The sequence below is a fragment of the Desulfobulbus sp. genome (assembly GCF_030824455.1).
GTDB lineage: Bacteria > Desulfobacterota > Desulfobulbia > Desulfobulbales > Desulfobulbaceae > Desulfobulbus.
The window spans coordinates 24896-38854 of record NZ_JAVBXR010000058.1 but is presented as its reverse complement, the minus strand read 5'-3'; the positions used below and the strand labels follow the sequence as shown (position 1 = coordinate 38854).

The following is a 13959-nucleotide window of genomic DNA, read 5'->3' as shown; positions in this document are numbered from 1 at the left end:
GGGCGTGGCGCGGACAGAAAAAGGCAGGGTCATGGGGTGTTCCTTGGGAGGGCTGCATCCGAACGGTTGTCGGGCGCGGCGGTTGCGGCGGCTGCGACCGGAAACGGCCGATTTTGCCAGCCGCCGCCCAGCGCCTTGTACAGGGCAACCATATCAAGGGCCAGGCGCTGCTCGCTCTGCGCCAGCTTGTCCTGGGTTTGAAAGAGCGAGTTTTCGCTTTGCAGCACGTTGAGAAAGGTGGTGATGCCGGCCTTGTACTGGCCGCGGGCAATGAGCACCGCCCGCTGGCTTGCGGTCACGGCCTCGCCGACGATTTTTTGGGTGACCCGCTCCCGGTCCAGGGCGACCAGCGCGCTCTCGGTTTCCCCGAGGGCGGCCAGCACGGTTTTCTCGTAGGTCGCCTGGGCGCGCTCGCGACGGGCCTCGCTGATTTCGACGCCTGCCCTGGCCTTGCCGCCGTCAAACAGCGACCATTGCACCGTGGGGCCGGCCGACCAGAAACGGCTGCCCTGGGCAACGAGATCGTGCAACGAGACGCTTTGTAGGCCGATCAGGGCGGCCAGGGAAAAGCGGGGAAAGAGCTCGGCCGTGGATGCGCCCACTGTGGCGGTTGCGGCGGCCAGCTGCCGCTCGGCGCTGCGGATGTCGGGCCGCTGGCGAAGGAGTTCCGAGGGCAGAACCACCGGCAACTGCGGCGGCGGAGGCGGGGTCTTGCCTGGTTGCGACAATTCCGCTTTCAAGGCCTGCGGTTGTTGGCCCAGCAGCAGGGCCAACTGGTGGGTCGCCTGGGCTCCGCTGCTTTCCAGCTCTGGCATTTGGGCCCGGGTCTGGGCCAGCAGGGTTTCGGCCTGGGCAACCTCAAGTTCGTCGCCAAGGCCGATCTGGAGTTTGTTGCGCACCAGGTCCACGGTCTGTTCCTGGGTGCGGCTGTTTTCCCGGGCAATGGCCAGTCGCTGCTGGCTAGCCCGCAACTCCAGGTAATTTCTTGCCACTTCCGCCGCCAGGGAGACGCTGACGTCCCGCCAATCTTCCACCGCAGCGGCCAGGGTTGCCTCGGCGGCCTCGGTTTGCCGGCGCACGCCGCCAAACACGTCGAGTTCCCAGCCCGCGTCAAAATCAGCCTCGAACAATTCCTGCTTGGTTCCGCCGGAGGGGACGTTTTTGCTGCGACCGCTGTTGACGTAGCCGCCGCCGAAATCAACTGCGGGCAGACCGGCCGCCGCCGCAATCCGCCGCTGGGCCCTGGCCTCGCGAATGCGGGTTTCAGCAATGTGGAGATCGAGGTTGGCGTTGAAAGCGCGGCCAATCAGCGAATCCAGCAGCGGATCGTTGAACAGCGACCACCATTGCCGCAGGGCGGCACTCTGGCCTTCCTGCACCGTCGCCGCCGCTTCGCTCCAGTGCGCCGGCGTCTCGGGCTGGGGCGGCTGGTAATCCGGGCCGACCGGGGAACAGGCGGCGAGCGTCGTCAATCCCAGGGCCAGCAGGCAAGGACGCAGCTTGGGCGGACAATGTTTTGCGAAGATCATAGGAGGTTGCCCGGGGGGAGAGCGAAGTCGCGGCGGCGGCATTCGAAGGGGGCGCTCTGCCGCGTTGTCGGGCGAAGGAAAAGAGGGCGTTGTGGAGCCATGGTCAATCCTGGATTGAGGGGTGCGCCGACACGATTGGCAAGCGGCCACGATAAACAAATTAGTCTGTTTTGACAATGCGTTTAAGCCGTTGGGCAAGGCTTTGGCAGCCGAGCGCAATCGAGGCGCGGCGGTCGCGGGAGCGGGCGGCTGTCAGCGGTTGTGATCGCTGCGGCGGCCATATGGAAGTCCCAGCCGGTCCATGCGCGCGCGCAGGGTGTTGGGGTTGATTCCGAGCAATTCTGCGGCGCCGCCCGGACCGTTGATTTTTCCGCCGCTCAGGCGCAAGACCTGGGCAATGTGGGCGGCAATCACCTCGTCAAGCAGCAACGCGCCGGGGCGGTCGCTCTCTTCCGGCGAAAGCGGGCGGCGCCGGCCGGCAGGATCGTAGGGCAGAGAAGCAAAACTCAGCAATCCGTCCCGGTGGAGGATCAGTTCCCGTTCCACCAGATTTTCCAGTTCGCGCACATTGCCCGGCCAGGTGTAGCGCCGGAGTCGTTCCAAGGAGCCAGGGGCGATGGACGGGAGATTCTTCATGCCGGTTTCGCGTGATTTTTTGGCGATGAAATGCATGGTCAGGGCCGGGATGTCCTCCAGCCGCTGCCGCAGGGGCGGGATGATGATCGGAAAGACGTTGAGGCGGAACCAGAGATCTTCGCGGAACCGATTTTCCAGCACCATGCTTTCCAGATTGCGATGGGTGGCGGCGATCACCCGGATGTCGACGGGCACGGATTTGTGGCCGCCGACCCGTTCGATTTCCCGATTCTGCAGCACCCGCAGCAGACGGATCTGGGCCTGCGGCGGCAGTTCGCCGATCTCGTCGAGAAAGATGGAGCCGCCGTTAGCCCGCTCAAATCGGCCGCGTTTCTCGCTGACCGCGCCGGTGAAGGCCCCGCGCTCGTGGCCGAAAAGCTCGGAATCGATCAGGCTTTCCGGAATCGCGCCGCAGTTGACCTTGATAAACGGACCGTCTTTGGCTGCGGAGGCCGCATGAATGGCGTTGGCGATCAACTCCTTGCCGGTGCCGGTTTCGCCCAGAAGCAGCACGGTGTTGTTCAGCGGCGCCACCTGCCTGGCCATCTGGATGACATTGGCTAGGCCGCCCTCGCTGCCGACGATCTCGTCGCCGACCTGTGAGGTCAACTCCTGGCTGAGAAAGCGGTTGTCTTCGATCAGCAGATCCCGGTAGCGCTTGATCTTGTCGTGGGCAATGGCGTTGGTCAGGGCGATGGTCACCGGTCGGGAAACGCCGGAGAGCAGTTTGAGGTGACGTTCGGTGAAACATCCTGCGGTGGACGCCCGCAGGGTGAGCGCGCCGTGCAGCTGGTCGTCCATCCACAGCGGCACGATCAGGTCGCTTTTGTCCTGCAGTTTGAACAGCGGGCTGAGCCGGCGGACCAGCTCGCTGTGATCGGCGGTGATGATCTGCGGCTCGCGCAAGGTCGCGGCCATGGCCTGGACCTGCGTCCAGAGCGCGCCGGGAACCGGCAGAATCTCCTCGGGATAGGCCTCCTGGTGATCGGTGGCCAGCGCGATGCGGCGGATGGCCCCCAGGTCTTCGTCGCGGATGGTCAGGCTGAGACCAATCAGGGGAAAATGGAGCTTGAAATACTCAAAGACGCTGGCAACGGCGGTGGCAATCTGCAGGCTGCCGCAGATGCGCAGCGTGGTTTCGCGAAAAAAATCGTCCCATTGCACCATAAAAGATCCTTGTCCGAGGCGACGCAGCGATTGCTGTTACCGTATTTGGTAAAAATACCTTGTATTCCATTATCTGGGAATATGAATTTCGATATATGGTAATTTTTGCCATGATGGTTGTCTTTTTATTGAAAAATCGATGAGATGCTTCTGGCATGGTTCTCGCCTCTCTCTATGATCCGCGCGGCGGCCGCATTCTCTTGCAGGCCTTGCCGGTTGCGCTGAAAAATCAAGTATGCCAACAGCATCAGCCCATGGAAGAGAGACAGACGCCTGCGCCTGCGCCGGCGGCAATCAGCGGTTTCGTTTTCAGACACGCTTTGGGACACGCCGGATGTCAGGCGGAGTTGGCGGTTTCGCAACCCAGATACAGCCTGGACAATCGACGTTTTGTGATGGCGAAAAGCGGTGAAGGGCTGCCTCAAACCGGGGTGGTGTTCGTTTTTCACCAGACCGGGGTTGTCATCAGCGGCGATTTTCGCGGCGGCGACGTCAGGGCTGGGCAATTGCTCGGCAGATTTGTCGCCAGCGATCACATCGAGCTGCATTTTCATTTTCTTTCATCCTGTTGGACCCTCCATTCCGGGACGGGTTCGGGGCTTGTCAGCGGCGATCCGGGCAAGCAACTCACCTTGTTTTTGAACTGGCGGTTTGTCAGCGGCGGAACCGGCACAGGCGCGGCAAGCTACAAAGAGGTGTAGGGCGCAAACGGGGCAGGGCGCGGGCCTGCCGCCGGGCAACGAAATGAGAGGAGGCGGCAATGGGCCTGAACACGAAGAAATGGCTGGGGTGGATGGGGTGTGCGCTCTTGATCGCGGCCGCGGTTCTGGCCTGGCGTTTGCTGCGGCCCAAGGGGCTGGCCGATGGGTTTGTCGGCGGCAACGGCCGGATTGAGGCGGTGGAGATTGACGTTGCCGCCAAGAGCGCCGGCCGGATCAAGGAGATCCTGGCCAGCGAGGGCGATTTCGTGACCCAAGGCCAGATCCTGGCCCGTATGGACACCCAGCAGTTGGAGGCCCAGCGCCGCGAGGCCGAAGCCCAGTTGCAGCAGGCAGGCTACGCGGTGGAGACCGCCAAAAGTCAGGTCGAGCAACGGCTGAGCGAGAAAAACGCGGCCCAGGCCGTGCTGGCCCAGCGCCGGGCCGAGCTTGAGGCGTCCCGCAAGCGGTTGGAGCGCTTTGAGGTTCTGTCGCGCAAGGGCGCCACCTCGGTGCAGGATCTCGACGACAACCGCGCCCTGTATCTCAGCGGGCAGGCTGCGGTCAGCGCCGCCGAGGCCCAGATCGCGGCGGCCCAGGCAGCGGTGATCACCGCCAAATCGCAACTGCTGGGCAGCCAGTCGGCGGTCAATGCCGCTCGGGCCACCATCGAGCGTTTGCAGGTCGACATTGACGACGGCGTGCTCAAGGCCCCGACCGCCGGCCGCATCCAGTACCGGGTGGCCCAGCCCGGCGAGGTCCTGGCCGGCGGCGGCAAAGTGCTCAATCTGCTCGATCTGGCAGACGTTTCGATGACCTTTTTCCTGCCCACGGAAAAGGCGGGCCAACTCGGGCTCGGCGCCGAGGTGCGGCTGGTGTTCGACGCATCCCCGCAATTCGTCATTCCCGCCCGGGTTTCCTTTGTCGCCGATGTCGCCCAGTTCACGCCCAAGACGGTGGAAACCGCCAGCGAGCGGCAGAAGCTGATGTTTCGGGTCAAGGCCAAAATCGATCCCGAGCTGTTGAAAACCCACATCACCCACGTGAAAACCGGCGTGCCCGGCATGGCCTATGTGCGGCTGGACCAGAAGATCGATTGGCCGGCCGAACTGCAGGTGCGACTGCCGCCTGAAAGCGAGCCGCAGCCATGAATCGGCAAGCGCCGCCGCCGGTTGCCCGGTTGACCGGGGTCAGTCTGCGCTATGGCCGGACCCTGGCGCTGGACAAGGTCAGACAAGGTCAGCCTGGATTTTCCGTCTGGTTGCATGGCCGGCCTGATCGGACCGGACGGGGTCGGCAAGTCCAGCCTGTTTGCCTTGGTGGCTGGGGCCCACGCCGTCCAGCATGGACGGGTGGAGGTGCTCGGCGGCGACATGGGCCGGCGCCGCCACCGCGAAACAGTCTGCCCGCGGATTGCCTACATGCCCCAGGGGTTGGGGAAAAATCTCTATCCCACCCTGTCGGTGGTTGAGAACATCGATTTTTTCGGTCGGTTGTTTGGCCAGGGCCAGGCCGAACGCAATTGGCGGATTGATCGTCTCCTGGCCAGCACCGGTCTGACCCCGTTTCGAGCACGTCCGGCCGGCAAACTCTCCGGAGGCATGAAGCAGAAACTGGGGCTCTGCTGCGCCCTGATCCACGATCCGGACCTGTTGATTCTGGATGAACCGACCACCGGCGTCGATCCCCTGTCCCGGGTCCAGTTTTGGGAACTGATCGAACGCATCCGCGCCACCCGGCCGGGCATGAGCGTGCTGGTCGCCACCGCCTACATGGAGGAGGCGGCTCGTTTTGATTGGCTGGCAATAATGGAAGGGGGCAGGGCGCTGGCCACGGGAACGCCGAAGGAACTACTGGCGCGGACCGGCGCCGCCACGCTTGAAGCGGCCTTTATCGCCCTTCTGCCCGAGGAGCGCCGCCGCGACCACCAGCCGGTGGTGATTCCGCCGCGCGGGGACGACGCATCGGCGCCGACCGCCATTGAGGCCCAAGAGCTGACCATGCGTTTTGGCGATTTTGTCGCGGTCGACCGGGTGAGTTTCCGCATCAAGAGCGGCGAGATTTTTGGGTTCCTCGGTTCCAACGGCTGCGGCAAGACCACCACCATGAAGATGCTCACCGGCCTGCTGCCGGCCAGCAGCGGCGAGGCCCGGCTGTTTGGCCAACCGGTGGACGCCAGGGACGTTGCCGTCCGGCGGCGGGTCGGCTACATGACCCAGTCGTTTTCGCTCTATTCTGAACTGACCGTGGTCCAGAATCTGCAACTGCACGCCCGTCTGTTCAGCGTGCCGCCGGCGGAGATTGCAGGGCGGGTGAGCGAGATGGCCGCGCGTTTCGATCTGGTCGGGGTGCTGGACGCTCTTCCCGGCAATCTGCCCTTGGGGCAGCGGCAACGGTTGTCCCTGGCCGTGGCCATGATCCACAAACCGGAGATGCTGATCCTCGACGAGCCGACCTCAGGGGTTGATCCCATTGCCCGCGACAGTTTCTGGCGGAGCATGATCGACCTGGCCCGCAATGACGGGGTCACTATTTTCATCTCCACCCATTTTATGAACGAGGCCGAGCGCTGCGACCGCATTTCCCTGATGCACGCCGGTCGGGTGCTGGTCAGCGACAGCCCGGAGGCGTTGAAGGCCGGGCGCGGCGTTGCCAGCTTGGAGCAGGCGTTCATCAGTTATCTTGCAGAGGCTGGCGCGCAGGACGAATCCACCGAGCCGTTGATTGAAGGACAGGTTGCCCCTCCTCCTGCCCGCGGTCAGGGCGGCGCTCGTTCCTGCGCGCCGCATTGGCTTTTCGGCAAGGGGTTCAGCCTTGCCCGGGCCCTCAGTTACACCCGGCGCGAGTCCATGGAGCTGCGCCGTGATCCGGTGCGGGCCACCCTGGCCCTGGTCGGCAGCGTCATTCTGATGGTGATCATGGGCTACGGCATCAGTTTTGACGTCGAAGACCTGTCTTTTGCGGTGCTGGATCGCGACCAGACCACGGTCAGCCGCGATTACATCCTTAATCTGAGTGGTTCGTGCTATTTCATTGAACATCCGCCGATTGTCGACTACGCCGACCTGGACGGGCGCATGCGTTCGGGCGAGATCAGCCTGGCCCTCGAGATCCCGCCGGGATTTGGCCGCGATCTCGGGCGCGGCCGGTCCGTGGTCATCGCCGCCTGGATCGACGGGGCCATGCCCCAGCGGGCCGAGACCATCCAGGGCTATGTGAGCGGCATGCACAGCCTGTGGCTGTCCAACCGGGCCGCGCGCCAGTCAAGCGGCGCCGGCGCAACCGTTCTGGCGAACATCGAAACCCGCTACCGCTACAACCCGGACGTCAAAAGCCTGGTGGCCATGGTCCCGGCGGTGATTCCCCTGCTACTGATCATGATTCCGGCCATGCTCACCGCGCTCAGCGTGGTTCGGGAGAAAGAGCTGGGTTCGATCGTCAACCTCTACGTCACCCCGGTCACCCGGATGGAATTTCTGCTGGGCAAGCAGCTGCCCTACATCGGTTTGGCGATGGTCAATTTTTTTCTCCTGACCCTGATGGCGGCGCTGCTGTTTCGCGTCCCGATCAAGGGCGATTTCTTCACCCTGACCGTGGCCGCGCTGATTTACGTCACCGCCGCCACCGCTTTGGGCCAGCTGATTTCCTCGTTCATGCGCAGCCAGGTGGCCGCCATCTTCGGCGCCGCCATCCTCACCATCCTGCCCTCGGTCAATTTCTCCGGTATGACCAATCCGGTCGCCTCGCAGGAGGGGTTGGGCCGGGTGATCGGCACGCTCTACCCCACCGCGCATTTTCTCACCATCACCCGGGGCGTCTTTGCCAAGGCCCTGGGATTTGCCGATCTTCAGGGCAACTATCTGGCCCTGCTGCTCGCTATTCCGGTGCTGCTCGGGCTGTGCGCGGCGTTGTTGAAAAAACAGGAGGGTTGAGCATGCGCGCCGCCAATATTGTGTGCCTGGGTGTTAAGGAGTTGCGCAGCCTGGCGCGGGACCCGATTTTGGCGTTTCTGGTCGTCTATGCCTTTACCGTCGGGGTTTACGCCGCCGCAACGGCCATGCCCGATTCGCTCAACAAGGCCCCGGTCGCGATTGTCGACGAGGACGGTTCGCCGCTGTCGGCCCGCATTGCCGGCGCCTTTTATCCGCCCCATTTTCTCGCTCCGTCGCTGATCAGCCAGCCGGAGATGGACGCGCGCATGGACGCCGGACTCGACACCTTTGCCCTCGACATTCCGCCGGATTTTCAGCGCGACGTCCTGGCCGGGCGCAGTCCGACCATTCAGCTCAATGTCGACGCCACCCGCATGTCGCAGGCCTTTACCGGCAACGGCTACATTCAGACCATCGTGAGCAGCGAGGTGGCCGAGTTTGTCCAGCGTTATCGGGGCATAGCGGCAACCCCGGTGGAGCTCAACATCCGCGCCCGGTTTAATCCGTCGCTCACCCAGGCCTGGTTCGGTTCGGTGATGGAGGTGATCAACAACGTCACTATGCTTTCCATTATCCTTACCGGAGCCTCGCTGATCCGCGAACGCGAACACGGCACGGTCGAGCATCTGCTGGTCATGCCGGTGACGCCCTTTGAGATCATGGTGAGCAAGGTCTGGGCCATGGGGCTGGTGGTGCTGGTCGCCAGCGGACTGTCGCTGGTTTTGGTGGTTCAGGGGCTGCTGGCGGTGCGGATCGAGGGCTCGCTGCTCCTCTTTTTCGCCGGGACCGGGCTGCACCTGTTCGCCTCGTCCTCCATGGGGATTTTCTTGGGTTCTTTGGCCCGCTCCATGCCCCAATTCGGCCTGTTGATGATGCTGGTGCTGCTGCCGCTGCAGATGCTCTCCGGCGGGGTCACGCCCAGGGAAAGCATGCCGGTCTTTGTCCAAACCGTGATGCAGGCTGCGCCGACCACCCACTATGTGGCCCTGGCTCAGGCGATTTTGTACCGAGGGGCCGGGTTCGACGTGGTCTGGCCGAGGTTCCTTGCCCTGGCCCTGATCGGCGCGCTCCTCTTTGGCCTGTCTCTGGCCCGATTCCGTCGCACCATTGGTCTTGCGGCCTGACCGCGGCATTGACAAGGACTGAGTGGTCATTGATAACAATCTGAAATATATAGATATATTTTTGAGTCGATGTTTTTGTTAGAAAACTGTTAGCAGGCTGTTTTTTTGGTGTCATAATCATGTTAGGAAGGTAAAGTCGGTCCGGCTTAAGGCTTCCCCCAAACATTCTGCAGCTGCGGAATGTCGGGCCTGCAGCTGGGCGCGACAAGGGGCGCTTTGCAAACCTGTTTCAAGAGAGACGGGCGCCTGAGCCGCTTTTTACCGATTTGAATTCTTGTTGAGGAGAAGAGAACGATTATGAGCCTTGGTTTTCTCGCTAAACTGCTGCCGCCGCCGGAAAATAAATTTTACCAACATTTTGAAAATGGAGCCGAGGTCTGCGAGCTGTCCTCCCAACTGTTTTATCAGATCGTGCATTCCGATCTGACCGAGCGGGAAGAATATCTCATCCACGCCAAGACCTATAAACGGCGGGCGGTCGAGGCCATGGAGGGAAGTCTTTCCCTGCTCAACGCCTCTTTTGTCACCCCCATCGACCGGGAAGACATCCAGCTGATTTCTTCCTACCTCTACAAAAGCACCAAGGTCATTCTCAAGGCCTGCGTCAACCTGCGCATTTACAAAATCGATTCCTACAACGACATCGTCAAGAAACAGGCGGAGATTTTGATCAAGTCAGCGGAGGAACTGCGCACAATCATCTCGATGCTGAAGAACGGCGCGCCGCTCAAGGACGTCACCGCGTGCAACTACCGGATCAAGGACATTGAAAATCGGGGCGACGAGATCCTGTTCACCGCCACCGAGGAGATTTTTTCCGGAAAATACGACGCGTTGTATGTGCTCAAGCTGCGCGATATTTACAAAGGCATCGAGAACGCCCTGGACATCTGTTCGGTCATTTCCGATCTCATTGTCAATATCGCCCTCAAGCACAGTTGAGCGCGCCATTGTTTGCTCAGCAGCGGCCGCCCGCGCCGTTTGCGAGTGTGTCACGGAAAAAAGGACGTGCTAAATGGTTCTGACCCTGCTTATCTTTGTTGTTGTTGCTTCGTTGATTTTTGAATACATCAACGGCTTTCACGATTCCGCCAACGCCATCGCCACCGTGGTTTCAACCAAGGTGCTGACCGCCCGCGCCGCCATTCTCTACGCCGGCGTGCTCAACATTGCCGGGGCCTTCATGGGCACCCATGTGGCCAGCACCATTGGCAAGGGCATTGTCGCCACCGACAGCGTCACCCAGGGCGTGATTCTCTGCGCGTTGCTGTCAGCTATCATCTGGAACCTGATCACTTGGTATTACGGCATTCCTTCGAGCTCTTCCCACGCCCTGATCGGCGGTCTGATCGGCGCGACCATCGCCAAGGCCGGGTATCACGTCGTCCACTTCGAGGGCGTGGCCAAAAAGGTGCTGTTGCCGATGATCACTTCGCCGCTGATCGGCTTTGCCATTGGCTTTCTCTGCATGGTGAGCATCCTGTGGATCTGCGCCAAGGCCAACCCGAACAGCGTCAACAAATACTTCAAGAAGCTGCAGCTGGTCTCGTCCGGGATCATGGCGCTCAGCCACGGCAGCAACGACGCCCAGAAGACCATGGGCATCATCACCCTGGCCCTGGTCAGCTATCACGCCCTGCCCACCTTTGAAGTGCCGTACTGGGTCATCCTGGGCTGCGCGGTGACCATGGGGCTGGGCACCATGGGCGGCGGTTGGCGGATCATCCGCACCATGGGCACCAAGATGATCAAGCTGAAACCAGTGCATGGGTTTGCCGCCGAAACCTCGGCTGCGGCGGTTATCCTCAGCGCCTCGTATTTCGGCATCCCGGTCAGCACCACCCACATCATCTCCACCTCGATCATGGGCGTGGGCAGCACCCGCGGCATTCACGCCCTCAAATGGGGCATTGTCGGCAACATCGTCATGGCCTGGGTGCTCACCATTCCAGTCTGCATGGTCATCGCCGGCATCCTGTACCGGGTGCTTCCGGTCTGAAAAAAACTCGCGGGGCAGCTGTCGCGCCGCCCCGCGTCGTTCCGCCCGGCCCTGGAATCCTGGGGCCGGTCTGCGCGTCGCCCTCGCGCCGCTTCTCCCCTTTTTGCTGTGTTTTGTGTTCCTCCGCCGTTGTTTAACCTTTGCTTCATCATCATCGGGCCGACCTGAACCGACAAAAGCGGCTCTGCAGGCGCAGATCAAGCGCCGCACGCAGCACCGGTTTGCCGACAAAGTCGTCACTCCCAGCGCGCGCAGCAGGCATTTTTTGTCGTCGAGAAGGGTGCTCACCATGCGGATGTCGGGGCGCGCGGTCCAGAAGGCCAATCCCTCGCCGCCGCTGGTCGGGGATACAGCCTTATACCCTGGTGATTGCAACTGGTTGTGAAGAAGATGGCGCCGGTTGGCGAGTCAACGGAACCGTCCGTCGGCCAGCAGCAGGCAGCAGGTTCAGGTCGACTGCGCAGAGCGCAAAACCATGTCGACCTTGGCGGCGAATTCCTTGGTGGAAAAAGGTTTCTGGATCAGGTGGACGTCCTTGTCGAGCACGCCCCGGTGGATGATGACGTTTGCGGTGTAGCCCGACATATAAAGGATCTTGACGGTGGGGAACAGGGCGCTGATCCGGGCGGCCAGATCGCGGCCGTTCAACTCCGGCATGATGACGTCGGTGATCAGCAGGTCGACGGCTCCGTGATGCCGCCGGGCGATTTCGACGGCTTTGGAGGGGGTGTTGGCCGCCAGAACGTCATAGCCCAGTTGTTCGAGCATGCGCTTGGCCAGGTTGAGGATGGCGATTTCGTCTTCCACCAGCAACACGGTCTGCCCCTGGCCGCACAGGGGCGCGGCAGGGAGCGTCTCGGTTGGCGCTTCGACCGTCTCGCCCACTGCCCGGGGGAAGTACAGCCGTAGGGCCGTTCCCTTGCCGGGCTCGCTGTAGACGTTGATAAACCCATTGTTTTGCTTGACAATACCGTACACGGTCGCCAGGCCGAGGCCGGTGCCCTTGCCAAGGGCCTTGGTGCTGAAAAAGGGCTCGAAAATTTTGTTGAGGGTGTGGGCCTCCATGCCGCAGCCGTCGTCGCTGACCGCGAGCTGCGCGTATTCGCCGGGGACGAACCCTTGGTGCAGGGCGCAGTAGTCGGCGTCAAAGACCGTGTTTGAGGTCTCGATCATGATCGCGCCCACCCCGTCGATGGCGTCGCGGGCGTTGACGCAAAGATTAGCCAGGATTTGGTCGGTCTGCGAGGGATCGAGTTTCACCGGCCAGACCGTTTCGCCCGGACGCCAGATCAGTTCGACGTCCTCGCCGATCAGCCGCCGCAGCATTTTGAGCATGCCTTCAACGGTTTGGTTGAGATCCAGCACCCTGGGGGCAATGGCCTGGCAACGGGCAAAGGCCAGCAACTGGCGGGTTATTTCCATGGAGCGTCGAGCGGCCTCCTGAATCTGCAGGAGGTCGCCGTGGAGCGGATTCCGGGCGTCGACCACTTCCAGGGCCAGTTCGGCATACCCCATGATCACGTTGGTCATGTTGTTGTAGTCGTGGGCCACGCCTCCGGCCAACCTGCCGACCGCTTCCATTTTCTGCGCCTGGCGCAACTGCGCCTCAACCCGTTCCCGCTCCTGTTCCGCCTGATCCAGGCGCTGGCTCATCTTGTTGAACTCGTCGACCAGGGCGGCGATCAGGGCGTTCGACGAGGTCGCAGTGACGCGGTGGGAAAAATTGCCGTCCGCCACCTGCTGGAACGCCTTGCTCAAGCGCAGCGCCGCCGCCTCTTCCATGGACGATTCCGGCAGACCGCAGAAGAGCCGCCATTCAACCTCCGGAACCCGGGTGTGAAAAACGAGCCAGGGCACGCCGTTTGCGTCTTTGATCCGCAATTCACCGGCATCCTGCGCCAGCGTCGCCGGCCAGTCCAGTTCGGCCCACTCGCCGCCGAGGTCGCGGAGCGGATGGAGCGCAACGTGGCCGCGCGATTGATCGATTTCCGCCGTGAGACGATCATGGAGCAGCAACAGCCCCTGCTGGTCGGTGATCCACTGCTCCTGGTCGGGAAAGGCCTTTGATCCGGCAAAATCCCGGTACAGATAGCGCAGCGGCAAGTCAATGCTCCATAGGCCGAGAAAGGCGTCGTCCTGCCAGACCGGGATGGAGACCGAGAGAATCAGCCCTTCGCCGGCGTAGTCAATGGTGGGCGGCGTCCAGCGGATCCGTCGTTCAGGATTGTTTGCCGGGCAGACGGAGACGTAGGTGTGGTAGCCGGTCCAGTCGAAGTCCCAGGGGATGGCCTTGGCCTGGTCGATGAACGGGAACTGCAGGGCGACGTTGCTGGCGTCCTGGTAGTACATCCAGCCCACGTCGCCGAGTCGGTCGTGGATGTGTTTGAGGTGCGGGCCCATGGCGCGGTGGGCGAAGAGGCGTTTGCGGGCGACCGAGTCGTCGAGCAGGTTGCGGCCCCAGGAGACGCTGATCGCCTCGGGCGGGGCGGCGCCTTCGCGAAAAGCCGCCAGCAGCGGCTGGCTTTGGAAAAACCCGTCGGGGTCGACTGCAAATCCTTCGGCCCTGAGCCAGGCGTTGATCGTTTCGTCGTCGGTCTCGGCGTGCACCGAGAACAGCAGCAGCGAGGCGCGTTGCAACTCTTCCAGGGCATTGTACAGCCGCTCAATCTGCTGACAAAGGACCGCTTGGTATCGACTGAGATGCCTCCTGATCGCCTCGACTTCATTCATGGGTGAGCGTCCTTTGCAATCTGCGTTGCGGAGATGCAGGAGCCGCAGGCCTTCAGGCGCAGCGCGGATCCCATTCGGACAAAGGATGACGCAGCGGTCGGCGCGCCTGCCGAACAACTTCTCCGAAGTGTCGGTATAATAGCA

At 62.2% G+C, this 13959-nt stretch carries 9 protein-coding genes; 6 read left to right on the top strand and 3 right to left on the bottom strand.

The window, feature by feature from the left end:
• Nucleotides 1-29 precede the first annotated feature (29 nt).
• Both RCH93_RS08245 and RCH93_RS08240 read right to left on the bottom strand, forming a co-directional pair.
• Nucleotides 30-1529: an efflux transporter outer membrane subunit gene (locus tag RCH93_RS08245; protein ID WP_306547876.1), complete on the bottom strand. Its 1500-nt coding sequence runs from the start codon at nt 1527-1529 to the stop codon at nt 30-32.
• Between the two features lie 252 nt (nt 1530-1781).
• Nucleotides 1782-3332: a sigma 54-interacting transcriptional regulator gene (locus RCH93_RS08240; RefSeq protein ID WP_306547875.1), complete on the bottom strand. Its 1551-nt coding sequence runs from the start codon at nt 3330-3332 to the stop codon at nt 1782-1784.
• Between the two features lie 155 nt (nt 3333-3487).
• Between RCH93_RS08240 and RCH93_RS08235 the strand changes: the two genes are divergently transcribed.
• From RCH93_RS08235 to RCH93_RS08210, 6 genes are all read left to right on the top strand, one after another.
• A complete protein-coding gene (locus RCH93_RS08235; RefSeq protein WP_306547874.1) occupies nt 3488-4033 on the top strand; it encodes a hypothetical protein in 546 nt (181 codons plus the stop codon).
• 59 nt (nt 4034-4092) lie between these two features.
• Complete coding sequence (locus tag RCH93_RS08230) at nt 4093-5181, top strand: HlyD family secretion protein (protein ID WP_306547873.1); 1089 nt, start codon at nt 4093-4095, stop codon at nt 5179-5181.
• Between the two features lie 51 nt (nt 5182-5232).
• Complete coding sequence (gene rbbA / locus RCH93_RS08225; RefSeq protein ID WP_306547872.1) at nt 5233-7962, top strand: ribosome-associated ATPase/putative transporter RbbA; 2730 nt, start codon at nt 5233-5235, stop codon at nt 7960-7962.
• A gap of 2 nt (nt 7963-7964) precedes the next feature.
• Nucleotides 7965-9086 (top strand): ABC transporter permease, encoded by a 1122-nt coding sequence (locus tag RCH93_RS08220; RefSeq protein WP_306547871.1) that lies wholly within the window; start codon nt 7965-7967, stop codon nt 9084-9086.
• A gap of 297 nt (nt 9087-9383) precedes the next feature.
• Nucleotides 9384-10028, top strand: a complete 645-nt coding sequence (locus RCH93_RS08215; protein ID WP_306547870.1) for a DUF47 domain-containing protein — start codon at nt 9384-9386, stop codon at nt 10026-10028.
• 73 nt (nt 10029-10101) lie between these two features.
• The gene (locus RCH93_RS08210; protein WP_306547869.1) at nt 10102-11085 is read left to right on the top strand and encodes an inorganic phosphate transporter; all 984 of its coding nucleotides are present in this window, start codon (nt 10102-10104) and stop codon (nt 11083-11085) included.
• Between the two features lie 447 nt (nt 11086-11532).
• Here the strand turns inward: RCH93_RS08210 and RCH93_RS08205 are convergent, their stop codons facing one another.
• Nucleotides 11533-13815 carry an ATP-binding protein gene (locus tag RCH93_RS08205; RefSeq protein WP_306547868.1) on the bottom strand — a complete coding sequence of 761 codons (2283 nt, stop codon included), beginning with the start codon at nt 13813-13815 and terminating at the stop codon, nt 11533-11535.
• Nucleotides 13816-13959: the final 144 nt, after the last annotated feature.